The 24,544-nt window shown below is 65.9% G+C and carries 24 protein-coding genes and 1 pseudogene; 6 read left to right on the top strand and 19 right to left on the bottom strand.

Features of this window, described 5'->3' with window-relative positions; genetic code table 11:
• Nucleotides 1–3 precede the first annotated feature (3 nt).
• The 3 genes and pseudogenes from LDJ84_RS09395 to LDJ84_RS09385 form a co-directional block, all read right to left on the bottom strand.
• Entirely contained in the window at nucleotides 4–939 is a 936-nt protein-coding gene (locus tag LDJ84_RS09395; protein ID WP_024764372.1) for a rhodanese-related sulfurtransferase, read from the bottom strand.
• A gap of 151 nt (nucleotides 940–1,090) precedes the next feature.
• Nucleotides 1,091–1,402 (bottom strand): BolA family protein, encoded by a 312-nt coding sequence (locus LDJ84_RS09390; protein WP_037010396.1) that lies wholly within the window; start codon nucleotides 1,400–1,402, stop codon nucleotides 1,091–1,093.
• 52 nt (nucleotides 1,403–1,454) lie between these two features.
• Nucleotides 1,455–2,013: pseudogene (locus tag LDJ84_RS09385) on the bottom strand (DUF2059 domain-containing protein).
• A 121-nt stretch (nucleotides 2,014–2,134) separates the two neighbouring features.
• On the opposite strand from LDJ84_RS09385, the gene LDJ84_RS09380 reads away from it, so the two are divergent.
• The 4 genes from LDJ84_RS09380 to aqpZ all read left to right on the top strand — a co-directional run bounded on the left by LDJ84_RS09380 (nucleotide 2,135) and on the right by aqpZ (nucleotide 6,113).
• On the top strand, nucleotides 2,135–3,148 hold the full coding sequence (locus tag LDJ84_RS09380; protein ID WP_024764374.1) for a DUF2804 domain-containing protein: 1,014 nt from the start codon (nucleotides 2,135–2,137) through the stop codon (nucleotides 3,146–3,148).
• Between the two features lie 106 nt (nucleotides 3,149–3,254).
• Nucleotides 3,255–4,649 carry a class II fumarate hydratase gene (locus LDJ84_RS09375; RefSeq protein WP_024764375.1) on the top strand — a complete coding sequence of 465 codons (1,395 nt, stop codon included), beginning with the start codon at nucleotides 3,255–3,257 and terminating at the stop codon, nucleotides 4,647–4,649.
• Nucleotides 4,642–5,265, top strand: coding sequence for an NAD(P)H-dependent oxidoreductase (locus LDJ84_RS09370; RefSeq protein WP_024764376.1), 624 nt, complete (start codon nucleotides 4,642–4,644; stop codon nucleotides 5,263–5,265). The genes LDJ84_RS09375 and LDJ84_RS09370 overlap by 8 nt, the downstream gene beginning before the upstream one ends.
• A gap of 167 nt (nucleotides 5,266–5,432) precedes the next feature.
• Nucleotides 5,433–6,113 carry an aquaporin Z gene (gene aqpZ, locus LDJ84_RS09365; protein ID WP_024764377.1) on the top strand — a complete coding sequence of 227 codons (681 nt, stop codon included), beginning with the start codon at nucleotides 5,433–5,435 and terminating at the stop codon, nucleotides 6,111–6,113.
• A gap of 259 nt (nucleotides 6,114–6,372) precedes the next feature.
• Here aqpZ and LDJ84_RS09360 read toward each other — a convergent pair whose 3' ends face one another.
• The 15 genes from LDJ84_RS09360 to LDJ84_RS09290 all read right to left on the bottom strand — a co-directional run bounded on the left by LDJ84_RS09360 (nucleotide 6,373) and on the right by LDJ84_RS09290 (nucleotide 21,324).
• Nucleotides 6,373–8,931, bottom strand: coding sequence for a TonB-dependent receptor (locus LDJ84_RS09360; RefSeq protein WP_226046251.1), 2,559 nt, complete (start codon nucleotides 8,929–8,931; stop codon nucleotides 6,373–6,375).
• 424 nt (nucleotides 8,932–9,355) lie between these two features.
• Nucleotides 9,356–10,306 (bottom strand): FecR family protein, encoded by a 951-nt coding sequence (locus LDJ84_RS09355; protein WP_226046250.1) that lies wholly within the window; start codon nucleotides 10,304–10,306, stop codon nucleotides 9,356–9,358.
• Nucleotides 10,303–10,824, bottom strand: a complete 522-nt coding sequence (locus LDJ84_RS09350) for a sigma-70 family RNA polymerase sigma factor (protein ID WP_024764379.1) — start codon at nucleotides 10,822–10,824, stop codon at nucleotides 10,303–10,305. The genes LDJ84_RS09355 and LDJ84_RS09350 overlap by 4 nt, the downstream gene beginning before the upstream one ends.
• 186 nt (nucleotides 10,825–11,010) lie before the next feature.
• Nucleotides 11,011–11,970 (bottom strand): DMT family transporter, encoded by a 960-nt coding sequence (locus LDJ84_RS09345; RefSeq protein WP_045212278.1) that lies wholly within the window; start codon nucleotides 11,968–11,970, stop codon nucleotides 11,011–11,013.
• 93 nt (nucleotides 11,971–12,063) lie between these two features.
• Nucleotides 12,064–12,483, bottom strand: a complete 420-nt coding sequence (locus tag LDJ84_RS09340) for an MAPEG family protein (protein WP_024764381.1) — start codon at nucleotides 12,481–12,483, stop codon at nucleotides 12,064–12,066.
• A 261-nt stretch (nucleotides 12,484–12,744) separates the two neighbouring features.
• The gene (locus tag LDJ84_RS09335) at nucleotides 12,745–12,960 is read right to left on the bottom strand and encodes a TOBE domain-containing protein (protein ID WP_017517652.1); all 216 of its coding nucleotides are present in this window, start codon (nucleotides 12,958–12,960) and stop codon (nucleotides 12,745–12,747) included.
• Nucleotides 12,961–13,004: 44 nt separating this feature from the next.
• Nucleotides 13,005–13,817, bottom strand: a complete 813-nt coding sequence (gene ssuB / locus LDJ84_RS09330) for an aliphatic sulfonates ABC transporter ATP-binding protein (protein ID WP_065086434.1) — start codon at nucleotides 13,815–13,817, stop codon at nucleotides 13,005–13,007.
• The gene (gene ssuC / locus LDJ84_RS09325; protein ID WP_024764383.1) at nucleotides 13,814–14,602 is read right to left on the bottom strand and encodes an aliphatic sulfonate ABC transporter permease SsuC; all 789 of its coding nucleotides are present in this window, start codon (nucleotides 14,600–14,602) and stop codon (nucleotides 13,814–13,816) included. The genes ssuB and ssuC overlap by 4 nt, the downstream gene beginning before the upstream one ends.
• A 62-nt stretch (nucleotides 14,603–14,664) precedes the next feature.
• Nucleotides 14,665–15,813 carry an FMNH2-dependent alkanesulfonate monooxygenase gene (gene ssuD / locus LDJ84_RS09320; protein WP_024764384.1) on the bottom strand — a complete coding sequence of 383 codons (1,149 nt, stop codon included), beginning with the start codon at nucleotides 15,811–15,813 and terminating at the stop codon, nucleotides 14,665–14,667.
• Between the two features lie 178 nt (nucleotides 15,814–15,991).
• The gene (locus LDJ84_RS09315) at nucleotides 15,992–16,957 is read right to left on the bottom strand and encodes a sulfonate ABC transporter substrate-binding protein (protein ID WP_084359799.1); all 966 of its coding nucleotides are present in this window, start codon (nucleotides 16,955–16,957) and stop codon (nucleotides 15,992–15,994) included.
• Nucleotides 16,958–17,092: 135 nt separating this feature from the next.
• Nucleotides 17,093–17,686 (bottom strand): NADPH-dependent FMN reductase, encoded by a 594-nt coding sequence (ssuE, locus tag LDJ84_RS09310; protein WP_037012392.1) that lies wholly within the window; start codon nucleotides 17,684–17,686, stop codon nucleotides 17,093–17,095.
• Nucleotides 17,687–17,909: 223 nt separating this feature from the next.
• On the bottom strand, nucleotides 17,910–18,662 hold the full coding sequence (locus LDJ84_RS09305) for an ABC transporter ATP-binding protein (protein ID WP_037012390.1): 753 nt from the start codon (nucleotides 18,660–18,662) through the stop codon (nucleotides 17,910–17,912).
• The gene (locus LDJ84_RS09300) at nucleotides 18,662–19,483 is read right to left on the bottom strand and encodes an ABC transporter permease (RefSeq protein ID WP_037012387.1); all 822 of its coding nucleotides are present in this window, start codon (nucleotides 19,481–19,483) and stop codon (nucleotides 18,662–18,664) included. Before LDJ84_RS09300 ends, LDJ84_RS09305 begins: the two co-directional genes overlap by 1 nt.
• A 3-nt stretch (nucleotides 19,484–19,486) precedes the next feature.
• A complete protein-coding gene (locus LDJ84_RS09295) occupies nucleotides 19,487–20,503 on the bottom strand; it encodes an aliphatic sulfonate ABC transporter substrate-binding protein (RefSeq protein WP_037012385.1) in 1,017 nt (338 codons plus the stop codon).
• Between the two features lie 182 nt (nucleotides 20,504–20,685).
• The gene (locus LDJ84_RS09290; protein ID WP_024764389.1) at nucleotides 20,686–21,324 is read right to left on the bottom strand and encodes a peroxiredoxin; all 639 of its coding nucleotides are present in this window, start codon (nucleotides 21,322–21,324) and stop codon (nucleotides 20,686–20,688) included.
• Between the two features lie 294 nt (nucleotides 21,325–21,618).
• Here LDJ84_RS09290 and LDJ84_RS09285 point away from each other — a divergent pair, with 294 nt between their 5' ends.
• Nucleotides 21,619–21,828 (top strand): DUF6316 family protein, encoded by a 210-nt coding sequence (locus tag LDJ84_RS09285; RefSeq protein WP_037012382.1) that lies wholly within the window; start codon nucleotides 21,619–21,621, stop codon nucleotides 21,826–21,828.
• Between the two features lie 86 nt (nucleotides 21,829–21,914).
• Here LDJ84_RS09285 and LDJ84_RS09280 read toward each other — a convergent pair whose 3' ends face one another.
• Nucleotides 21,915–23,477 (bottom strand): sigma-54-dependent phenylalanine hydroxylase transcriptional regulator PhhR, encoded by a 1,563-nt coding sequence (locus LDJ84_RS09280; protein WP_038803408.1) that lies wholly within the window; start codon nucleotides 23,475–23,477, stop codon nucleotides 21,915–21,917.
• 271 nt (nucleotides 23,478–23,748) lie between these two features.
• Between LDJ84_RS09280 and phhA the strand changes: the two genes are divergently transcribed.
• Nucleotides 23,749–24,537 carry a phenylalanine 4-monooxygenase gene (gene phhA / locus LDJ84_RS09275; protein ID WP_084359801.1) on the top strand — a complete coding sequence of 263 codons (789 nt, stop codon included), beginning with the start codon at nucleotides 23,749–23,751 and terminating at the stop codon, nucleotides 24,535–24,537.
• Nucleotides 24,538–24,544: the final 7 nt, after the last annotated feature.

Below are 24,544 nucleotides of genomic sequence, written 5' to 3'. Positions count from 1 at the left end.
GGATCAGTTCTCCGCGCGGGGATCACGGCCAATGGGGTGCGGCTGGTTGCGCTGGCGCGCCAGCTCGATCTGTTTCTGCCGTTCGCGGGCACTGGCACGGGTCTTCTCCGAGAGCGAGTCCCAGCAGTGCGGGCAACTGATGCCGGGGGCGTAATGTTCGGAGGCGCGGTCCTCGACCGAGATCGGGTTGCGGCAGGCGTGGCACTGATCGTAGTCGCCTTCGCTCAGGTCATGGCGCACGGTCACGCGGTTGTCGAAAACGAAGCAGTCGCCACGCCAGAGGGTTTCGGCCTCGGGCACTTCTTCCAGGTACTTGAGGATGCCGCCCTTGAGATGGAAAACCTCTTCGAAGCCTTCATTGAGCATGTAGCTGGAGGCCTTCTCGCAACGGATACCGCCGGTGCAGAACATCGCGACCTTCTTGTGCTTGGCCGGATCGTAGTGCTCGCGGATGTAGTCGGGGAATTCACGGAACGACTTGGTCTTCGGGTCGATGGCGCCCTCGAAGGTGCCGATGGCCACTTCGTAGTCGTTGCGGGTGTCGATCAGCAGGACTTCCGGGTCGGAGATCAGCGCGTTCCAGTCCTTGGGTTCGACGTAGGTACCGACCTTGGCGTTGGGGTCCACCCCAGGCACGCCGAGGGTGACGATTTCCTTCTTCAGCTTGACCTTGGTGCGGTAGAAGGGCTGCTCGTCGCAGTAGGACTCCTTGTGGTCCACATCGGCCAGGCGCGGGTCGTTGCGCAGCCAGGCCAACAGGCCGTCGATACCGGCGCGAGTGCCGGAGACGGTGCCGTTGATGCCCTCTTCGGCGAGCAGCAAAGTGCCCTTCACGCCGTTTTCCAGCAGGGCTTGCAGCAGGGGCTCGCGCAGGGCGACGTAGTCGGGCAGGGAGACGAACTTGTATAACGCCGCGACGACGATTCTTTCGGTGGTCATGCATCACTCCAGTGGTCGCCCGCGTAAAGGGCGGACCGGGTCTTTATCAACAAGAGCTGAAACGAACAGCTGAAAATGACAGCGCCGGCAGAAGCCGGCGCTGGGTGTCGCATTCTACCGGAGCGGGACGAAGCCCGCATCCGGCAGCCGATCAATGCGGAAGATCGTGCTTGCTGCCGCCACGGCAGGTCGGCGAATCCGGCGCTTGTCCCTGCTGCGCCCACTCCTCGGGGGTGTAGGTGTGCAGAGCCAGCGCATGGATCTGGCCCATCAGCTCGCCGAGCGTGGCATAGACCTTCTGGTGCCGCTTCACCGCGTTCAGCCCGGTGAACGCCGGGCTGACGATCACCGCCTTGTAGTGCGTTTCCTGCCCGCGGCTGTGCATGTGGCTCTCGTCCAGCACGTCGAGGTGCTGAGGTTCGAGGGCGCCCAGGGCGGTCTGGAGTCGGTCACGCATGCTCATGTCGGGTCTCGCTGGCAATCAGTACGGTTCAGGCAAGTGGTAATCAGGACGATCAGGGCTTCTTGGCCGGAGCCGCTGGGGCTTTCACGCCCAGTTCCTTGTCCATGTCGGCCATCAGCTTGTTCACCGGCTCCACCGCGGTCTGCAGTTTGGCCTGGGTCAGCTGGGCGGATTCGGCGGTCAGGCGCGGCATCTTCTCCAGGACCTTGCGGCCCAGGGGGGATGCGTAGAAATCGTTCAGCTGCTTGAGCTCGGACTCGCTGAAGTTGCTGGTGTAGAGCTTGACCAGTTCGGGCTTGAGCTTGTCCCAACCCACGGCACGGTCCAGCTCGGCGTTGGCCTTGGCCTGGTAGCGGTCGAGCACGGCCTTCTTGCTGTCCGGTGCCTTGGCCTGGGCGAAGCGCTGGGCGAGCATCTGCTGGACTTGCGCGTAGACCGGCACGGTCAGCTTGTCGGCGTGCACCTGCTTGAGGAATTTCTCCGCCTCGGCGTTGGCATCAGCCAGTGCCACGGAACTGAAGCCAACCAGAAGTGCTGCGGTGCAGAGGGAACGAAGAACGGTCATGGGGCAGTCCTGTGAGTCTGAAGGGTGTCCGTGTCGGACCCGCCATTCTGCGCCTAAGTTCGGAATGCGCTCAAGTGAGTGCCAATTGAGCGGGAAGTGACCGGCTTCTCTTGTAGGACAGTTCATGAAACGGCATGCTGCGGCGCGTTGCCACATGGATGTGACCGATGAACACCCTCAGCCACCCGCCGACTTCCGTCGCCGCACCGCCCCTGTGCGATGCGCGCGGCCGCCTGAACAGCGCGGCCGTGGGCTGGTCGTCGCGGCCACAGACGCTCTGCCAGCTCTCCGGCAACGCCGGCCGGCGCAAGCGCTGGAACCACTGGTGCATCAACGCGCCGGGCTGGATGCTCTCGATCACCATCGCCGACCTCGATTACCTGGGCTACGGCGCCGTGTACTTCCTCGACCTGGAAACCGGACAGTCGGTGCACCGCACCCAGTTCAGCCCGTTCGGCCTGGGCTGCCACCTGCCGGACATGCCGAACCAGAGCCACCGTTTCGCGCATGGCCAGCTCAGCCTGGGCTTCGACGAGCAGCCGGGCCAGTTGCGCATCACCGCCTGCGCGCCGAACCTGGGGGGCCAGCCGCTGAACCTCTCCCTGGAAGTACAGCGCCCGGCGCACCTGGAGTCGGTCAACCTGGTGGTGCCGATGAGCGGCAAGTGCTTCCACGCCTGCAGCCGGCAGATGGGCCTGCCGATCAGCGGCAGCCTCAGCCTCGGCCACAAGACCTACCGCTGCAGCGAGGGCCAGAGCTTCGCCGCACTGGATTTCGGCCGCGGCGTCTGGCCCTTCCACACCCGCTGGACCCGCGCCGCCTTCGCAGCGCCCGGCGGCATCGCCGGCAACTTCGGCGCCGGCTGGACGGAAAACAGCCACCTGAGCGAGAACGCCTTGTGGTTCGGCGGCGAACTGCAGGCGCTGGCCGGCCCTGTGGAGATCCACCAGGTTCCCCACGACCCGCTGTCGCCGTGGCAATTGCGAGATGCCGACGAGCGTGTCGACCTCACCTTCACTCCGCGCAAGCTGCATCGCGCCAGCCCGCGCCTGGGCCCGCTGTTCGCCGAGACCAGCCAGTGGTTCGGCCGCTTCGACGGCTCCCTGCGCGAAGCCGGCGGCGAACTGGTGCCGGTCAACGGCGCGCTCGGCTGGATCGGCGCCACTCACGCCCGCTGGTAACCCGGCGCGTCGTTGAAACCGCTCTATCACGGCCATTGAGCCAGAGTGGAACCCGGAAGCCCCGTGGCGGCCTAAACTGGCCGAGACCCTTTTCCGGAGAAGCACCATGAGCCGCACCGAAACCGACAGCCTCGGCCCCATAGAAGTCCCCGAAGACGCCTACTGGGGCGCCCAGACCCAGCGTTCGCTGGAGAACTTCGCCATCGGCGGGCAGCGCATGCCACTGGCGGTGGTCCACGCCCTGGCGCTGATCAAGAAGGCCGCTGCCCGCGTGAATGCACAGCTGGGCGAGCTGCCGGAGAACATCACCAGCCTGATCGAGGAAGCGGCTGACGAAGTGCTCGCGGGCGAGCACGACGACCAGTTCCCCCTCGTCGTCTGGCAGACCGGCAGCGGTACCCAGAGCAACATGAACGTCAACGAGGTCATCGCCGGGCGCGCCAACGAGATCGCTGGCAACGGCCGCGGCGGCAAGAAGCCGGTGCACCCCAATGACCATGTGAACCGCGCGCAGAGCTCCAACGACAGCTTCCCCACCGCCATGCACATCGCCGCCGCCCAGGCGGTGCAGAACGACCTGCTGCCGGCCATCGCCGAACTCAGCGGCGGCCTCGCCCAGCAGGCCGCGCGCCACGCCAACCTGGTGAAGACCGGGCGCACCCACCTGATGGACGCAACGCCGGTCACCTTCGGCCAGGAACTTTCCGCCTTCGTCGCCCAGCTCGACTATGCCGAGCGCGCCCTCCGCGCGGCACTGCCGGCCGTCTACGAGCTGGCCCAGGGCGGTACCGCCGTCGGCACCGGGCTGAACGCGCCGAAGGAGTTTGCCGAGGCCATCGCCGCTGAACTGGCCGACCTTTCCGGTTTGCCTTTCGTTTCCGCACCGAACAAGTTCGCCGCCCTCGCCGGCCACGAACCGCTGGTGACCCTCGCCGGCGCGATGAAGACCCTGGCCGTGGCCCTGATGAAGATCGCCAACGACCTGCGCCTGCTCGGCTCCGGCCCCCGCGCGGGATTCGCCGAGGTGAAGCTGCCGGCCAACGAACCGGGCTCCTCGATCATGCCCGGCAAGGTCAACCCGACCCAGTGCGAGGCCCTGTCGATGCTCGCCTGCCAGGTCTTCGGCAACGATGCCGCGATCACCTTCGCCGCCAGCCAGGGCCACCTGCAGCTCAACGTCTACAAGCCGGTGATCATCCACAATCTGCTGGAGTCCGCACGCCTGCTGGCCGACGGCTGCCGCAACTTCAACACCCACTGCATCGCCGGCATGGAACCGGACGCCGCGAAGATGCGCGAGCACCTCGACCGCGGCCTGATGCTGGTGACCGCGCTCAACCCGCACATCGGCTACGACAAGGCCGCCGAGATCGCCAAGAAGGCCTATGCCGAAGGCAAGACGCTGCGCGCCGCCGCACTGGAACTGGGCTACCTGAGCGACGCCGAGTTCGACCAGTGGGTCCGCCCGGAAACCATGCTGGAGGCCGGGCAGAATGGTTGAAGCCGTCAAGCATGGCGCCACGCCCCTTGAAGGCGACGGCAAGCGCGTGCTGCTGGTGCTGGGTTCGCCCAAGCCCGGCGGCTTCTGCCACGCGCTCGCCGAGGCCTACGCCCACGGCGCCCGCACCAAGGGCCATGTGGTGCACATGCTCAAGCTCGGCGAGCTGAACTTCGACCCCGTGCTGCGCGGCGGCTATGAACTGGGCCAATCCCTCGAACCGGACGTGCTCGAAGCGCAGCGGCAAATCCACTGGGCGCAGCACATCGCCTTCGTCTACCCGGTCTGGTGGGGCGGCCTGCCGGCGCTGCTGCAGGGCTTCTTCGACCGCGTGCTGCAACCCGGCTTCGCCTTCCGCTACCGCTCGGTGGAGTCCCGCGAGTTCGAACCCTTGCTGGGCGGGCGCAGCGCCGACCTGCTGGTCAGCCACGACCAGACGCACTGGCACTACCGCCTGCGTCAGGGCGCACCGGCCCATCGGCAGATGACCCGCTGCATCCTCGCGCCCTGCGGCATCGCCCTCCATCACCTGGAGGAATTCAGCCCGGTGCGCGGCTCGGGCGAGGAACAACGCCAGGGCTGGCTGCGGCGGGCGGAGCAGATCGGCTCACAAGTCTGATTCGGTCGTAGAGCACGGGAATACAGTGCTCCATGCCGCCTTCGGCTTTCATGATCGGCTTTTGCCCCGTCACACATAGGATTTCCCCTACACCAGTCGCCCCGACCCTTTCTCTTAGCATGCCCACACCCAAATTCCGGGTACCTCTCCCCGCCTCTGGAGGCAGCATGCTTCGCAAACTTTCCGCCGAGATGATCGGCACCTTCTGGCTGGTGTTCGGTGGTTGCGGCAGCGCCATCTTCGCCGCCCACGCCATTGGCGTCCTGGGTGTCGCCCTGGCTTTCGGCCTGACGGTCGTGACCATGGCCTACGCCATCGGCCCGATCTCCGGTTGCCACCTCAACCCCGCGGTCAGCCTCGGCCTGTGGGCCGGCGGCCGCTTCCGCACCGCTGAGCTGGTCCCGTACATCGTCGCCCAAGTGGTTGGCGGCATCCTCGCTGGTGCGGCGCTGTACTTCATCGCCAGCGGCAAACCGGGCTTCGACGCGCTGGCGGGCTTTGCCGCCAACGGCTTCGGCGAAGGCTCGCCAGACCACTACAGCATGCTCTCCGCGCTGACGGCCGAAGTACTGCTGACCGCGTTCTTCCTGTTCGTGATCATGGGCGCCACCGACAGCAAGCTGGCCCCGGCGGGCTTTGCGCCGATCGCCATCGGCCTGACGCTGACGCTGATCCACCTGATCAGCATCCCGATCGACAACACTTCGGTGAACCCGGCGCGCAGCCTGGGCGTGGCGATCTTCGCCGACCCGCTGTTCATGAAGCAGCTGTGGCTGTTCTGGGTCGGCCCGCTGGTGGGCGGCGTGATCGGTGCGCTGGTCTACCGCGTGGTGCGTCCGGCGGCCTGAGCCTGATACCTGCAATAGCAAACGGGCGCCTTCGGGCGCCCGTTTTCGTTGGTGCTTGGCGCAGGCCTTTTGGTAGGGCGGATAACGCCAACGGCGTTATCCGCCGTGAGCACCATCGGCGCATAAAGCATCCCGCTTTATGCGCCCTACGGGCACGCCGGATCGTAGGAGCGAGCTTGCTCGCGAACCCGCCCTGCTCCGCTGCTGCCGGGAAATCCGCTCGCGAGCAAGCTCGCTCCCACAGTCGACAGGGAGCCTCTCAGAAGTACTGGGTAAGGCTGAACTTGGCGTTGCGGCCCTGGCTGTAGACGCTGTCGCCGGCCAGCGCCGGGTGGTAGTCGCGGTTGAACAGGTTGTCCACGGTGAAGTTCAGCTCGGTATTCTCGAAGCCCAGGCGGCGCGGCTTCCAGCTGGCGAAGACGCGCTGGGTGTCATAGCTGTCGTTGACCGTCTGGTCCCAGAAGATGTCGCCGACGCTGGTGCCCATGCCGCCCTTGTACTTGTCGCTGGGCAGGCGGTCGGTCTGGCGGACGAACTCGCCCTGCCAGCCGATCTGCGCGTCCCACGCCGGAATCTTGGTGCCCAGGGTGGCGACCCACTTGGCCGGCGGCACGTCACGCGCCCACACGTTCGGCCCCCAGGGATTGCTGTAGGCGCCGTCGTGCTTGCCGGTCACCCACGAGTACGACAGCCCGCCGAACAGCCAGGGGCTGTCGTAGAAACTCTCGATCTCGAAGCCCTTGTAGGTCACGCCCGGCAAATTGCGGTAGTTGGAGAGCGGCAGGTAGTCGCCGCAGCTGCCGGAGATGGTGCCGTTGTCGATGGCCTGCTGCTCGCAGCCGACGCTGCGGGTGCGGAAAATCTCGTCCTTGATCTTGTTCTGGAACAGCGTGGTGCGCACCTGCAGGTTGTCGCCGTTGATGAACAGGTCCGGCAGGTTGACCAGCGAGCCGAAGCGCAGCGCATGAATGCGCTCGGGGTCGAGGTCGCGGCTGGTGGCGCTGACCGTGCTGCTGTTCTGCACCTCGTACATCTCGTCGATCACCGGCGCACGCCAGGTGCGGCTGTAGTCGGCGAAGAAGCCCAGGCGCTCGGTGGCCGTCCAGAACAGCGAGAGGCGCGGCGACCAGCCGCTGTAGGTCTGCGAGCTGTAGTCGTGGCCTTGCGCGGCGTTGTTGTAGATCGGCGCGTCATTGTCCTTGCCCTGGTTGCGCACATGGTCGAAGCGCAACGACGGGGTGATGGTCACGCTGCCCAGGGTCAGCGCGTCCTGGATGTAGGCGCTGTTGGTGTTCTGCTTGCCGCTGGGCATGAAGGTCGGCTGGAAGTGCCCATAGTTGTAGCGCGCGGTGTTGTAGGTGGAGCCGGGGATATACATGTCGGTGGTGCGGGTGTGCCGGTGGAACTCGGTACCCACGGTGAACGCATGCTGTACCGGGCCGGTGGCGAACAGGCTGGTGTTGCGCAACTCCAGCACCTTGTCCTTGTAGTCGCTATCCATCTTGCGGCCACCGGTGGAGACCTGGAAGAAGGCGTCCGGATTACGCTCGTCGGTCTGGTCGATGTGCGACTCGGAGTACTGCACCATCAGGTCGATCAGCGGGTTGTCGATCGGGTGGTATTCGTACTTGCCGGACCAGGTCGTGTCGGTGGTGTCGCGGTGCGCCAGCAGGCGCTTGAGCGCCGCTTCATAGCCGTAGCGATCAATGCTCGACTGGGTCGGTGGCGTCGGGTAGGAGGCCGAGGAGAACGGCGTCCAGCGGGTGCTGTGGGAGCGGCTGTAGGCCAGGCTGATGTCGTTGTCGAGGTTGGGGTGCAGGTTCAGCTTGAACAGCCCGGCGTCCAGGTCCTGGGCGCTGTTGGGCAGGCGGCTGGGGTTGATCGGGTAGTTGTTGTACGGGTCGGGAATGTGCCCGGCGAGCTTGATGTCGCGGCCATCGCGGGCGGTAACGTAGGCCAGCGCATCGACCTTGCGGTCCTCGGTTCGGCCATAGACGGCGCCGCTGTAGATCTTCTGCTGGTCGTTGGAGTGGTAGCCGTACTTGAGCATGGCGCCGACGTTCTGATCGTCGTGCAGCAGGTCCGGCGCGTCCTTGGTTTCCATGTGCACGGTGCCGCCGAAGCCGCCGTTGCCGTTGTAGACCGAGTGCGGGCCCTTCTCCACTTCGATGCGCTTGATCAGCTCCGGCTCGATGAACACGGTGCCCTGCTGGTAGCGCTCGAAGCCGCTCTTGGGTGCGCCGTCGAGGGTGAAGGGCACGTCCTCGGCATCGCCCAGGCCCCAGATATTGACGGTCTGCCCGCCCGGCTTGGGCGAGCCGCCCATGGTCACGCCGGGCAGGGTCTGCAGCAGGGTGGGAATGTTGTCGGCCTGGATGCGCTCGATGTCCTTGCGGGTCAGGGTCGAACGGCCGACATTGCTGGAGTCCACCGACAGGCCGCTGCCGACGACGGTCTGCGAATCCAGTTCGATGGCGTTGTCGCTGAACTTGTCGACCTTGCCGGAGCGCCGCACGACAAAGCCGTCGCCCGCCTCCACCAGTTCCAGCGACGAGCCCTTGAGCAGGTGCTCCAGGGCTTCGCGCATGCTGTAGCGGCCGGCTACCGCGGGAGCCTTGAGCCCCTCCAGCTGGGAGGCGTCATAAAGCACCTGCACGCCGGCCTGCTGCGACAGGCTGCCGATGGAGTCGCTCAGTGCCTGCGCCGGCAGGTCGATCTGCCAATCGGCAGCGCGGCTGTACTCGGCCATCATCAGGCTGCCGAGCAGCACGGCACAGCCTAGCGGGCGTGCGAACGGGAAGTTGAAACGAGACTGCATGCAAGGCCCTCCCCAGGGACGAAAAGCGCTGCGCGTTTCGCAGCGAATGACGGGGAAGACCCTCACTCGAGAAAAACCCACACCTGCAAATAAAAATATTTCTCAAGAAAGATTTGCGGCACGTGTGATCCGGTTGGGTAGGAGCAACCGTCTTCATTCGACTATATCGGTGCCCGTCCCTTCCCTCACCCCAGCCCTCTCCCGGAGGGAGAGGGAGCATTCCGAGCCGACTGACGCGAAGGTTTCACCCGGCACCGAACGGTCCCCTCTCCCTCTGGGAGAGGGTTAGGGTGAGGGCCGGCCCCAGCGCGGAGTCAAATCGTTAGGGCCCCTGCAGGAACGAGCTTGCTCGCGAACCGGCCCAGGTCCGGTGCTTCCGGAAAATACGTTCGCGAGCAAGCTCGCTCCTACAAGGGAGGGGCGATCAGCGCGGCAGGATCACGGCGCTGCCATCGGCCTTGCGCTGCACGCGCACGTCGAGCAGTACCGGCAGGGCCGCGAGGAAGTCGTCCGGGCGGGCCAGGCGCACGTTGCCGGAGATGGGCCTCTGCGCCAGGCGCTCATCGCCCAGGCGGATGGGCGCAGCGCGGTACTGCGACAGCTCGTTCACCAGCGCCCCCAGGGGCTGATTGCGGAAGGCGAGCATGCCGTCGCGCCACGCAGCGATGGAGGCGACAGGTACGCGGTCGATCTGCGCCTCCCCTGCCCCGGCAGCAAGCTGGGCGCGATCACCCGCGGTCAGGGTCTGCTCGTCACGCGCATCGAGTTTCGCCTGCAAGGCCACCTTGCCGTGGCGCACGGCCACCGTCAGGCCGTCGTCCGCACGGTGCACATCGAAACCGGTGCCAAGGACGCGCACACGGCTGCCACCGGAGGTCACCCGGAAGGGCCGGGCAACATCGTGGGTGACTTCGAAATAGGCCTCGCCGCGCAGCAATTGGACATCGCGGAACGCATCCGAGAAGTTCACGCGCAACGACGAATCCCCCGCGAGGAAAACCCGCGTGCCGTCAGCCAACGTCACCTCGCGCTGCTCGCCCGCAGCGGTGGTCTGCGCCTGTTGCGGATCAGCCAGGCGGCCGCCGCTGAAGTCGTTTGCCAGCAGCAACGCCGCGCAGAACACACTGGCAGCCGCGAGCCCGCGCCAGGGCCATGCCGGGCGACGGCCAGGCACGATGGCCGGTCGGCGGATATGGTCGAGATCGCTCCACAACTGCTCGATCTCACGGTAGGCGGATTCATGCGCAGGGTCTTCCGCCAGCCAGTCGGCGAAGGCCTGGCGCTCGCGGGCATCCCAGGCGCCTGCGCGCTGGCGGCTGAACCACTTGGCGGCGAGTTCGTCGATCACCTGCTGGCGTTCTTCCTGCGGCGTCATGCTTCGCCCTCTCCCTGAACCTGACGCTTGCAATGCAGCAGCGCGCTGGCAACGTGCTTCTCCACCATGCTCAATGAAATCCCCATGCGCCTGGCCACCTCCGGCTGCGAAAGGCCATCGAACTTGTGCAGGATGAAGGCCTCGCGGCGCCGTGGCGGAAGGCTGTCGAGCGCCTTCGAAAGCTGGCGAAGATAACGTTGTCGCTCGAACTGCACCACGGGTTCGCCTCCTTCGGCGGCCGGTTGCTGGTCATGGTCGAGGGCCTCTTCTGGCTCATTGGAGAAGCGCCGGGAGCGCTGCCAGTGGTCGCGCAGCAGGTTGCGCGCGACCTGGAAGAGAAATGCGCGCGGCTGTTCCACTTCATGCCGCGAGGAGGACTTGAGCCACTGGGCGAAGGCATCCTGGGCGAGGTCGGCGGCATCCGCCGAACTGCCCAGCTGCTTGCGCAGGAAACGCAGCAGTTCGCCGTGGAAGGAGCGATAGGCCTGGGACACCGAACGGGAGAAGCGCTCATCCATCGACCCACGCCTCCCGGCGTCGCCGCCCTGCTCCGCTATTGCCCGCTACCACGTCGCCCCCGAACCGAGGCGCTGGGCCTCGACAACCATCGAATTGCACAAATGATAATACATATCATTTGCGAAAATGAAGCCGAACGCGAGCGCTGGATAGCAGAAGGCCGCCTCGCGGCGGCCCTCGGGGATTCAGAGGTTGGCGATGCGCGCCCTTCGCGCCCGGTAACTGCGCAACAGTGAAGGCGCCAGCGCGGTCAGCGCGGAGCCGCTGACCACCAGCAGCGCGCCGACATAGGCCAGCCCGTTGAGGTCTTCGGGCAGCACGAACTCCGGCCACAGCGAGGCAGCCAGCGCCACCGACGCGAAGGTCACCAGCGGGGTGATCGCCAGGGTCGCGCTGACCCGCGAGGCCTCCCAGTGCGCCAGCGCCTCGGCGAAGGCGCCATAGGCCACCAGGGTGTTCAGGCAGCAGGCCAGCAGCAGCCAGCCCTGGAGCGGCGAGAGGTCCAGCGCTTCCAGCGGATGCGCCCAGGGCGTGAGCAACGCGCCGCAGCCCAGGTAGATCACCATCATTACCTGCACCGAGGTCCACTGGGTCAGCAGTTGCTTCTGCGCCAGGCCGTAGAAGGTCCAGATGAAGGCGGCAAAGACCACGATCAGCACGCCGGTAGTGTACTCGCCCAGCGAGCTGAACAGTTCCGCCAGACGCTGGTTGAAGAACAGCCCGAAACCGAAGATGAGTACGGCAAGCCCCAGCGCCTGACCGATGCTGAAGCTCTCCTTGAAGACGAACAGGCTGCCCAGCAGGAGCAGGATCGGCGCGATCTGGATCACCAGTTGCGTGGTGCCCGGCGTGAGCATGCGCAGGCCGATCAGGTAGCACACGTAGTTGCCGGTCAGGCCGAGAATGGCCAGCAGCACCAATCCCTTGCCGCGCGCGCCAAGTGGCGAGAAGCGCGGCAGCTGGCGGGTGAAGGCCAGGTAGATCAGCAGCAGACCACCGGACACCACCAGGCGAAACCAGGTGACGGTGATCGGGTCCATGACCTTGAGCACTTCCTTGAGCTTGATCGGCAGGATGCCCCAGAGAACGGCGGTGACCAGGGCCAGGAACAGGCCGAATTGCCAGCGGCCGGATGAAACGTGCATGGAAGCCTCGACGCGTGTGCGGTCCGCCATGCTAAGTCATGGCGGTATCGCCCCATAGGAACAGTTGCGTTGCGCAACTGTTCCGGTCGCCGCTCAGATCAGGGTCGAGAGGCGCAGCAGCCACCAGATCAGGATGATCAGCTGAACGAAGAAGGCAGCGAAACGCACCCACACCGCCAGCGCGGAAGTACTGAGCAGGTGCACCACCGACTGGACGATGCGCGCCACCAGCAGGGTTGGCGCCAGCGGGTCGGTGATTACCGTCTGCTGAGTGACCATCGCATAGAGCAGCACCGCGCAGAACAGCGGCACGTTCTCCACGCAGTTGGCGTGGGCACGCACCAGGCGCTGGCCGAAAGTGCCGGGGGTGTTGCTGCCGTCGGCGGCGAAGACGTTGACCTTCATGCGGCCGCTCATCACCAGCAGGCCACGCTGGTTGACCAGCAGCAGAACCAGCAGCACGGTCCAGGCGACCAGGCCGAGCAATGCGAAGGCAGAGGGACTCAGGGACATGCGGGACTCCTTTCTCTTGTTGGTTTGAGCGGGAGTCTAAGGGAAGTAGAGCAATTGCTCTAGCCGTTTGCCGCTGGCGCAAAGCCTGGCTATTCGTAGGATGGGTGGAGCTTGCGATACACATCGGGCCACGCGCCGACAGCATGGGTGTCGCTGCGCTCCAGCCCTCCTACAAAATCGCCCGGCGCGTCCCGGAAGCCGTCGCGCAAAAGGAAACGGGCAGCCCGTTTCCGGACTGCCCGTTGTATTCCAGCGCCGCATTCAGAGCTTGGCGATGGACACCTCGGTGGATTTCACGAAGGCGATCACTTCGCTGCCGATGGCCAGTTCCAGCTCTTTCACGGAACGGGTGGTGATCACCGAGGTGACGATGCCAGCGGCAGTCTGCACGTCGATTTCCGACAGTACATCGCCTTCGACGATTTCCTTGATGGTGCCCTTGAACTGGTTGCGGACGTTGATGGCTTTAATGGTCATGGCGTAGCTCCTTGGGAGAATGGGGTCTTCGGATGAACGTTGGATCAGAGCGCCCAGCGCAGCTGCGTGGGCAGTGGGGAAACAGGTTCCGGCTCGGGCGGCTGCGCCGGCAGCGACAGCACGCGTTCGAGCACTTCGGCTTCCAGCGCGGCCAGGCGTGCCGAACCACGGGCGCGCGGGCGGTGCAGCTCGACATTGAGGTCCAGGCCGATCTCGCCATCCTCGATGAGGATCACCCGGTCGGCGATGGCCACGGCCTCGGCGACATCATGGGTGACCAGCAGCACGGTGAAGCCATGCTGCTGCCAGAGGCGCTCGATCAGTTGCTGCATCTCGATACGGGTCAGGGCATCCAGCGCGCCCAGCGGCTCGTCGAGCAGCAGCAGGCGCGGCTGGTGGATCAGGGCGCGGGCCAGGGCCACGCGCTGCTTCTGGCCACCGGACAGGCTGGCCGGCCACTCGTTGGCGCGGTCGGCGAGGCCCACGGCTTCCAGCGCGTCCAGCGCCTTCTTGCGCCAGTCGCCTTTGAGGCCGAGGCCGACGTTGTCGATCACCCGCTTCCAGGGCAGCAGCCGCGAGTCCTGGAACATCAGACGGGTTTCTTCGCGGGCACTGTCCAGCGGCGCGGAGCCGGCCAGCAGTTGCCCGTCGCTGGCCTCGTCGAGCCCGGCCAGCAGTCGCAGCAGGGTGCTCTTGCCGCAACCGCTGCGGCCGACGATGGCGACGAACTGGCCGGCGGGAATCCGCAGATCGATACCCTTGAGCACTTCACGCTCGCCGAAGCGTTTACGGACGTTTTCCAGCGCCAGCGGGATGCCTTTCTTGAGTTTCTGAGGCAGGTTGTTCACCGCATTCATGCCGCACCTCCCTTGACCTGATAGGCCGGGTGCCAGCGCAGCCAGACGCGCTCAAGGCCGCGGGCGGCGAGATCGGCCAGCTTGCCGAGCACGGCGTAGAGCAGGATGGCCAGGACTACGACGTCGGTCTGCAGGAATTCGCGGGCGTTCATCGCCAGGTAGCCGATGCCGGAGTTGGCGGAAATGGTCTCAGCGACGATCAGGGTCAGCCACATGAAGCCCAGGGCGAAGCGCACGCCGACCAGGATCGAGGGCAGCGCGCCGGGCAGGATCACCTGGCGGAACAGGGCGAAGCCGGACAGCCCGTAGCTGCGCGACATTTCCAGCAGGCCCGGGTCGATGTTGCGGATGCCGTGGTAGGTGTTGAGGTAGATCGGGAACAGCGTGCCGAGGGCGACCAGGAAGATCTTCGCCGACTCGTCGATGCCGAACCACAGGATCACCAGCGGGATCAGCGCCAGGTGCGGCACGTTGCGGATCATCTGCACGGAGCTGTCGAGGAAGCGCTCGCCCCACTTCGACAGGCCGGTGATCAGCCCCAGCACCAGGCCGATGCTGCCGCCGATGAGGAAGCCGACGGCGGCACGCCAGGTGCTGATCGCCAGGTGTTGCCACAGTTCGCCGCTGACCACCAGGTGGTAGCCGGCCTCGGCCACCGCGCTGGGCGCCGGCAGGATACGGCTGGACAGCCAGCCGAATTCCACCGCCAGTTGCCAGATCACCACCAGGCCCACCGGCAGGGCCCAGGGCGCGAGGCGCTGGGCGAGTTGATTGGAATTGCTCATTTCGTCTCTCCGGATTCTTCGTCGGGCGGATCACGCGGCGCGTTTGCCGCCCGACCGCCTTATCAGCTCGCCGATGCCGCCTTGGGCAGAATGTCGTTGGCGACCATCTCGCCGAACGGGCTGACGTAGCCGCGCTCCTGCGGTTGCTGCGGGCGAGCGAGGTCCAGGTGCGGGAAGAGCAATTCGGCGACCCGGTACGACTCTTCCAGGTGCGGGTAACCGGAGAAGATGAAGGTGTCGATCCCCAGGTCCGCGTATTCCTTGACGCGCGCCGCCACGGTCGGGCCATCGCCGACCAGCGCGGTGCCGGCACCGCCGCGAACCAGGCCGACGCCGGCCCAGAGGTTGGGGCTGACCTCCAGCTTGTCCTTGTTGCCGCCATGCAGGGCGGCCATGCGTTGCTGGCCGACGGAATCGAAGCGCGCCAGGGACGCCTGGGCACGGTCGATGGTGTCCTGGTCCAGGTGGGAGATCAGGCGGTCGGCGGCCTGCCAGGCTTCGTCGTTGGTCTCGCGGACGATCACATGCAGGCGGATGCCGAAGCGCACGCTGCGGCCTTGCCGGGCGGCCTTCTCGCGGACCTGGGCGATCTTCTCGGCGACGGCGGCCGGCGGCTCGCCCCAGGTCAGGTACAGCTCGACCTGCTCGGCAGCGAGGTCCTGCGCGGCGTCGGAGGAACCGCCGAAGTACAACGGCGGACGCGGTTGCTGGATCGGCGGGTAGAGCAGCTTGGCGCCCTTCACTTGCAGGTGCTTGCCGTCGTAGTCGACGGTCTCGCCCTCCAGTACGCGGCGCCAGATGCGGGTGAATTCGACCGAGGCTTCGTAGCGCTCGGCGTGGCTCAGGTGCAGGCCGTCGCCGGCCAGTTCGTCCGGGTCACCGCCGGTCACCAGGTTGAACAGCGCGCGCCCACCGGAGAGCCGGTCGAGGGTTGCGGCCTGGCGGGCGGCCACGGTCGGGGAAATGATGCCCGGACGCAGGGCGACCAGGAACTTCAGGCGCTGGGTCACCGGGATCAGCGAGGCGGCAACCAGCCAGGAGTCCTCGCAGGAGCGGCCGGTAGGGATCAGCACGCCGCCGAAACCGAGGCGGTCGGCGGCCTGGGCGACCTGTTGCAGATAACCGTGGTCCACGGCACGGGCGCCTTCGGCGGTGCCCAGGTAGTGGCCGTCGCCGTGGGTCGGCAGGAACCAGAAGATGTTGAGACTCATCGCTGTAACTCCAGATAAGCGCGCCGGCGTGGCGTAGCCGCGCGATGATGGGATGGGTGTACGTGTTGCTACTGTTCTTCGCAGGAGCGAGCTTGCTCGCGAACAGACTCCCGGCAGCTCCGGAGCTGGGCGGGTTCGCGAGCAAGGACTAGGCGTCCCCCTCGCTCCTACAAGGGAATCATTGGGCGGTAGCGACCTTGGCAGGCGCCGTCCACACCACGTCCTTGATGCTCAGCTTCTTGGGGATCAGCTTCAGGTCGGTGAAGGTGTCGGCGATCTTCTGCTGCGCGGCAGTAACGTCCGGGGTGATCGGCTGGGCGCCGTAGCCCTGGCGTTTCACCGCGGTGAAGGTGATGTCCGCCGGCAGGCCGAGCAGCGGCGCGACCTGGTCGGTCACCTGCTGCGGGTTCTGCTGCGACCACTCGCCCACCGAACGCACTTCGTCGATCAGGGTGGTGATCACCTGCGGGTGGTTGTTCGCATAGGGACGGGTGGCCAGGTAGAACTGGTGGTTATCCACAAGGCCGGTGCCGTCTACCAGCGTGCGGGCGGAGAGCTGCTTCTCGGCGGCGGCCTGGTACGGGTCCCAGATCACCCAGGCATCGACGCTGCCACGCTCGAAGGCGGCGCGGGCGTCGGCCGGCGGCAGGTAGACGGGCTGGATATCGGTGTATTTCAGGCCGGCTTTCTCCAGGGCGCGCACCAGCAGGTAGTGCACGTTGGAGCCTTTGTTCAGGGCGACTTTCTTGCCCTTCAGCTCGGCGACGGATTTGATCGGCGAATCCTTGGGCAGCAGGATCGCTTCGCTGGTCGGCGCCGGCGGTTCATGGGCCACGTAGACCAGATCGGCGCCAGCGGCCTGGGCGAATACCGGCGGGGTTTCGCCGGTGACGCCGAAGTCGATGCTGCCGACGTTCAGGCCTTCGAGCAGCTGCGGGCCGCCGGGGAATTCGGTCCATTGCACCTTGACGCCCTGCTCGGCCAGGCGCTTCTCCAGCGTGCCACGGGCCTTGAGCAGCACCAGGGTGCCGTATTTCTGATAGCCGATACGCAGGGTGCCGGGTTGTTCGTCCGCCTGGACGTTGTAGGACAGGGCCGCGATCAGCAGGGCCGCCAGTCCACTACGCAAAGTAAGGGTCCGCATGGGAGTGATCCTTCGTCGAGTGTGATTGCCGGACCTGCGGTCCCGTTGACGGGACGGTGAGGGCCTTTTCTTGTTGGTGACACAGTTGCCGCCTGCCGGGTTGGGGCTTGGCGCTCTCCTGCGTGGGGTTGTCTGTCAGATGCTCCAGCGGGCGTTGATCAGCCGTTCGTTGAGCAGGTTCGGGTCGATGGGTTTCGGCCGGCGCGCGAGGGCGCCATGGAACTGTTCCAGGGATTCCAGCAGTCGGTGTTCGAGGGTCGGTTCCAGGCGCGCCGGGGAATTGCCCTCGGGGTATTGCACCTGGCTCTCTTCGGCGAACACCCCATGCAGGGTTTCCTGTGCCTTCAACGCAGCGAGGACCGGCTTGAGCGCGTAGTCCACCGCCAGCATGTGCGCGTTGCTGCCGCCAGTAGCCAGGGGCAGCACCACCTTGTGCGCCAGCGCCCGCTCCGGCAGCAGGTCGAGAATGACCTTCAGCGCACCGGCGATGGATGCCTTGTACACCGGGGTGGAGATCACCAGGCCGTCGGCGCGCAGGACCTGTTCGATCAGCTCGACCACCCGCGGGCTGTCGAAGCGTGCATGCAGCAGGTCTTCCGCCGGAAAATCGTGCACGGAGTAGGAGCGCACCTCGGCGCCGTGGGCGTGCAGCCAGTTCCGTGCGACGTCCAGGAGGACGCCGGAGCGGGAACGCTGGCTGGGGCTGCCGGCTAGGGTGACTACATACATCTGCACGCTTCCTTATAACGATCAGGACGATACAAATGCCGCCCTGCTAACCAATGTGCATAGACCTTAACAGGCAACCTCATATTCCAATAAATGTTATTTTTTCATTTGGTTATTCGATTTTGTTTTTAATGTAGGAGCGAGCTTGCTCGCGGACGCTTTCCGGGCAGCTCCGGCATCAAGCGGTTCGCGAGCAAGCTCGCTCCCACAGAACAGTGATGAGTCAGATGACGTGGGACTGGTGCAGCTCGGTCAGCGCTTCGCCGCGCAGGAAGGCCAACTCGACGGCGCGACGATCCCGAGGGCGCGGCAGCGGCACGGGGAATTCGCGGCGCAGGCGGCTGGGCGTGCCGCCCAGCAGCAGGACGCGGTCGCTGAGGTAGAAGGCTTCGTCGAGGTCGTGGGTGACCAGCAGGATGCTGATGTCGTACTCCAGCGCCAGTTGCTGGATCAGGTCCTGCAGGCGGATGCGGGTGAAGGCGTCCACCGCGCTGAAGGGTTCGTCCAGCAGCAACACCTGCGGACGACCGTAGAGACCACGGGCGATGGCCGCGCGCTGGGCCATGCCGCCGGAAAGTTGTTTGGGCAGCAGGTCACCCTTGCCTTCCAGGCCCACGTCGCGCAGCAGGTGCGCGATACGGTGGTCATCGGCCAGCCAGCCGTCGGCGAAACCGATGTTCTGCGCCACGGTGAGCCAGGGCAGCAGGCGCGGTTCCTGGAACACCACGCCGACGCCACCACCGCCACGACCGGTGTCGCCGTCCGGGCCGAAACCCAGCAGCGGGTTGCGCTCCAGCGAGCCGGCGAACTCGTCGTCCAGCCCGGCGGCGATGCGCAGCAGGGTACTTTTGCCACAGCCACTGGGGCCGAGCAGGCTGACCACTTCGCCCGGCGCCAGGCTCAGGCTGACGTCGTCCAGCACCCGCACGCCGGAGAAGCTCTTGCGGATATCACGCAGTTCCAGCAAGGCGCTCATCAGCTCTCTCCATTGCCCAGGAAGGTATCGCGCCAGGCCAGCGCACGCTGCTCCAGCGCCTTGAGCAGGCTGTCGCTGAGCTTGCCGAGCACTGCCAGCACCAGGATGGCGGCGATGACGATGTCCGGCCGCGAGGTTTCCCGGCCGTCGCTGAGCAGATAGCCGAGGCCACGGGTGGCGGCGATCAGCTCGGCAGCAACGAGGAACATCCAGCTCAGACTCAGGGCGCCGCGCAGGCCGGTGAACAGGCTCGGCAGCGCCGCCGGCAGCAGAATCCGCCGCACCAGGGCAAAGGGCGAGAGGTGATACAAGCGGCCCAGCTCGACCCACTTGCGGTCGACGTTACGCACGCCGGCTACCAGCGAGAGATACACGGGGAAGAAAGCGCCGAGGGCGATCAGCACGATTTTCGGCGTCTCGTCGATGCCCAGCCAGAGCAGCAGGAGCGGCACCCAGGCGAGGCTGGGAATGGCCCGCAGCGCCTGGAAAGTCGGTTCGAGATAAGCCTCGGCACGCTGGCTGAGGCCGACCCAGGTGCCGATCAGGATGGCCAACGCCGCGCCGATGGAGAAGCCGGCAGCCACCCGTGCGAGGCTGGCCGCCACGTGCCTCCACAGCTCGCCCTGGGCCAGTTGCCAGAGCGTCAGCGCGACACTGCTGGGCGCGGGCATCTGGTGCTCGGGCAGCCAGCCGACGCGTACCACCAGCTCCAGCACTGCGCACAGCAGCAGCGGCAGCAGCCAGGCGCGCCAGCTCAGTCGCGGCCAGCGCAGCCTTGGCAGGCGGCGCTGGCGAGCGAGGCGCAGGCTCTGGGTTGGCATGGATTACTGCTCCGCCTTGGCGACAGCGCCAGCCTTGCCAATCACCTCGCCGGCCAGTTGCGGGGCAATCAGCTGATCCACCACGGCGGTGACATCAGTGCCCGGGCGAACCAGTTGCTCATCGATCAGGATCGGCGCGGCGGCTTTGAGCGCGGCAACTTGTTCGGCGCCCGGCAGCGGCTTGCTGAAATCAGTGCGCGAGAGCTGCAGCTTGGCCACTTCCAGCGGCAGCTTGGCCTCCTCGGCGAGCAGCTTCGCGGTCTCCTCCGGATGGGCGATGGCCCACTGGCGCGCCTCTTCGTAGGCGGCGATGACCTGCTTGATCAGCTCCGGCTGCTCCTGCTCGAATTTCTCGGTGACGCTGAGCACGCCGTAGCTGTTGAAGTCGACGTTGCGGTACAGCAACCGCGAGCCGGCCTGCAGTTCGCTGGCGGCCATGTGCGGGTCCAGCCCCGCCCAGGCATCCACCCTGCCCTGCTCCAGCGCGGCGCGGCCGTCCGGGTGCTGCAGGTGGACGATTTCCACGTCGTTCTTGTCCAACCCGGCCTTTTGCAGGCTGCGCAGGAGGAACAGATAGGGATCGGTGCCCTTGGTGGCGGCGATCTTCTTGCCCTTGAGGTCAGCGACGGACTTGAGCGGCGAATCCTTGGGCACCACCAGCGCGGTCCACTCCGGCCGGCTGGCGATGTAGACGGTCTTCAGCGGCGCGCCGTTGGCGCGGCTGAGTACGGCGGCCAGCCCCGCGGTGGAGGCGAAGTCGGTACTGCCGGCGTTGAGGTATTCCAGGGAACGGTTGCTGCCCTGGCTGAACACCCAGCGCACTTCGGTGCCCTGCGGCTTGAGGGACTTCTCCAGCCAGCCGAAGTGCTTGAGCACCAGGCTGGTGGGCGCGTAGTAGGCGTAGTCCAGGCGCACCTCCTTCGGTGCGTCGGCGGCTTGGGCGGGGCTGTTGTAGGCGCCGATCGGCAGGCTCGCGAGAAGAGCGACGGCCAGGCTGCGGCGCCAGGTGGAATGACCCATGGTCGTTCTCCTTGGCGTGGGCTGGTGTCTTCTTCCCGTCTGGCGGGCAAGTCAGATCCTTGGTGGTGGAGCGAATAAAAAAGCGCGGCGTGGTCCGCGCGTGAAAGATAAAAAAGGGGCCGGCGGACCGGCCCGATTTCCCGCTCGAGGCGTGAGTGATTCCCCGGATGGGGATCGGAGAATCATTTGTTCGGTTGAGGGGTGAGGCGCAGGTACGGCTTGATGGCGCGGTAGCCCTTGGGGAAGCGCTGCTTGATCTCTTCCTCGTCCTTGAGCGAGGGCACGATCACCACGTCGTCGCCGTCCTGCCAGTTACCGGGCGTGGCGACCTTGTGGTTGTCGGTGAGCTGCAGCGAGTCGATGACGCGCAGGATTTCGTTGAAGTTGCGCCCGGTGCTCGCCGGGTAGGTGATGGTCAGGCGCACCTTCTTGTTCGGGTCGATGACGAACAGCGAACGCACGGTGAGGGTGTCGTTGGCGTTCGGGTGGATCAGGTCGTACAGCTCGGAGACCTTGCGGTCGGCGTCGGCGATGATCGGGAAGTTGACCACGGTGTTCTGGGTCTCGTTGATGTCGTCGATCCACTTCACGTGGGAGTCCACCGGGTCGACGGACAGGGCAATCACCTTGACGCCCTTGGCGGCGAACTGGTCCTTGAGCTTGGCGGTCAGGCCCAGCTCGGTGGTGCACACCGGGGTGAAGTCGGCCGGGTGGGAGAACAGAATGCCCCAGCTGTTGCCCAGCCATTCATGGAAACGGATGCGGCCTTCGCTGGATTCCTGTTCGAAGTCGGGGGCGATGTCGCCGAGTCGCAAGCTCATGGGTCTCTCCTTGTTCGTGTTGGTAGCCACTATGCACAAGGTCTTTACGCATTAAAAAGAATATATTTTGATTTTCTTATAACCAAAATCAAGCACTCGTATCGACCCTGCCCTGGCGCCCCGGGCGCGCTGGACACTGAGCATAGCCAAGGCTGCGGGAAGCTCTGCCCGCCAAGTGTTTCACCGCTGAGACAAAACCCAACCGTTCGTCGCCATCCCCCTGCAGCCCCTGTACGGCGGGGCTTTGCGGCATACACTCGAATCAATTAATCCTTTTGTACGGGAGGTCAGCGTATGTTGGGACAACGTGTCGGCGACAATCAGGCGGCCACCCATTACCGCAGCGATCGGATCAGCGCGGTCAATGGCCAGTACTTCTTCTCCACCCGCGAAGGGACTCTCGAAGGGCCCTACTTCACCCGCTTCGATGCCGAACGCGAGGTGGCGCAATACATCACCCGCATGCGCCAGGCGGCAGGGTTGATGGCGCGCGTGGCGCAGTGACGGCGAGCTGACCGAACGCGAGTGCACGACCCCGGCCCGGTGCCGGGGTTTTGTTTTTCCCGCTGCGTTCAATTCCTGGGAGTCGCTCAGGACTCCTCGCTTTGCCCCAACCCATGCAGGCGCAGCTTGTTGGCGATGGTGGTGTGCGACACCCCCAGGCGCTTGCCCAGTTGCCGGCTGCTCGGGTGCTCGCGGTAGAGCCGCTCCAGCACCGCTCTCTCGAACCGACCGACGATGGCGTCCAACCCGCCCTCCAGGGAGAAGTCGCCCAACGGATGCGGCGCGCCGTAGTCCGGCAGGCGGATGTGTTCGGGGCGAATGGTGCCGCCTTCGCACAGCGAGACCGCCTGGAACAGCGCGTTTTCCAGCTGCCGCACGTTGCCCGGCCAGTGGTAGCGGCCGAGGCGGTCCAGCGCCTGGGGCGAGAGCTTGGGCAGAGCGCAACCGATCTGCCGGCTGGCCTGGTCGAGGAAGTGCTGCACCAGCGGTTCCAGGCCGTCCAGGCATTCGCGCAGCGGCGGAATGTGCAGCGACAGCACGTTGAGGCGGTGGTAGAGGTCCTGGCGGAACTCACCCTTGGTGCACAGCTCGGACAGATCCACCTGGGTCGCGCAGATCACCCGCACGTCCAGGTACACCTCCTCGTCACTGCCGACGCGGCGGAAGCAGCCATCCTGCAGGAAGCGCAGCAGCTTGGCCTGCAGGCGCGGGCTCATCTCGCCGACACCATCGAGGAACAGCGTGCCGCCCGCGGTGAGTTCCAGCAGGCCGAGCTTGCCTTCCGGGCGCGCGCCCTCGAAGGCGCCCGGGCCGTAGCCGAACAGCTCGGTCTCGGCCATGGATTCGGGCAGGCCGGCGCAGTTCAGCGCCATGAACGGCGACTGCCCGCGCGGGCTGGCCAGGTGACAGGCGCGGGCCAGCAGTTCCTTGCCGGTGCCGGTCTCGCCCTCGATCAGCAGCGGCGCATCCAGCGGCGCCATGCGGCGCGCCTCGCGCACCACGGCGGCCATCACCCGCGAGCTCTGGAAGATGCTGTCGAAGCCGCGCAACTCCAGGCGCCGCACGTTGTAGATGCGCTCGCCGACGCGGTCGGCGCGGTGCAACGTCAGCACGGCGCCAGCCAGCGCCTCGCTCTCGTCGTGTTCGGATTGCAGCGGCGCGATGTCCGCGAGGAACACATCGCCCTTCACCTTCACGCGCAGGCCGTTGATGCGTGCCTTGTTGGCTCGCACCAACTCCGGCAGGTCGAGGTCCTCGACGTAGCGCGACAGCGGAATCCCCGGCACTTCGTCGACCCGCGAGCCCAGCAGCTGCGCGGCGGCCCGATTGGCCGCGACGATCTGCCCGGCCATGTCGATGGACAGCACCGGGAACTCCAGCGCCGCCAGCAATGCGTTCAACTCCAGGTGGCGCCGTTCGCTGGGCATCAGGCCGACACGCTTGACGCCGAACACGCCGGGCACCGCTTCGAGCTTGGGCTTGAGCGACTGGAACTGCAGGTTGATCAGGTTCGGGCAGAGCAGGTAGATGGCGTTGCCCTGCTCGCCGCCGACTTCGCCGCGGTTGACGTTGATGCCGTAGTCGACCAGCAGGTTGAGGATGTCGCGCAGGATGCCGACGCGGTTCTGGCAGTGCACTTTGATGCGCATGGCGGGCCCGTGGTTGTCGTTGTGGTGGGCGCTCCGGCGCGGATTTTCGCAAGGCAGCCGGAAATTACCGTCAAGAATATGTGACACCAAGCCGCACCTTCAAGCCATGGCCGGATGCCCGCGCCGCTTTGCGTAATTTTTTCTTTACGGATTACAGCTCTGGCAGCCTGAAAACACCGCGAACAGGGGGCTGATCGGCGGCACGACTCGCGCTATCTGTTGGTCATCACAACAACAAGGCCTCGACGCCACAGTACCTATGAGGGCACCCATGAAGACAACGCAGTACGTGGCCCGCCAACCTGATGAAGATGGCTTTATCCACTACCCGGCAGCCGAGCATCAGGTCTGGAACACCCTGATCACCCGCCAATTGAAAGTGATCGAAGGCCGCGCGTGTCAGGAATACCTGGACGGCATCGAACAGCTTGGCCTGCCGCACGACCGCATCCCGCAACTGGGCGAAATCAACCGGGTACTCCAGGCCACCACCGGCTGGCGCGTGGCGCGGGTGCCGGCGCTGATTCCCTTCCAGACCTTCTTCGAGCTGCTGGCCAGCCAGCAATTCCCCGTCGCCACCTTCATCCGCACCCCGGAGGAGCTGGACTACCTGCAGGAGCCGGACATCTTCCACGAGATCTTCGGCCACTGCCCGCTGCTGACCAACCCCTGGTTCGCCGAGTTCACCCACACCTACGGCAAGCTCGGCCTGGCCGCCAGCAAGGAAGAACGGGTGTACCTCGCCCGCCTCTACTGGATGACCATCGAGTTCGGCCTGCTGGACACCCCGCAAGGCCTGCGCATCTACGGCGGCGGCATCCTTTCGTCGCCCAAGGAGACGGTCTACAGCCTCTCCGATGCGCCCGAGCACCAGGCCTTCAACCCGCTGGAATGCATGCGCACGCCGTACCGCATCGACATCCTGCAGCCCCTGTATTTCGTGCTGCCCGAGCTCAAGCGCCTGTTCGACCTGGCCCATGAGGACATCATGGCGCTGGTGCGCGAAGCCATGCGCCTGGGCCTGCACGCGCCGAAGTTTCCGCCGAAACAGGCCGCCTGATCCGCTG

This window comes from Pseudomonas sp. HS-18, assembly GCF_020401845.1.
Classification (GTDB): Bacteria; Pseudomonadota; Gammaproteobacteria; order Pseudomonadales; family Pseudomonadaceae; genus Pseudomonas; species Pseudomonas nitroreducens.
This window is presented reverse-complemented; position numbering and strand designations above follow the sequence as displayed.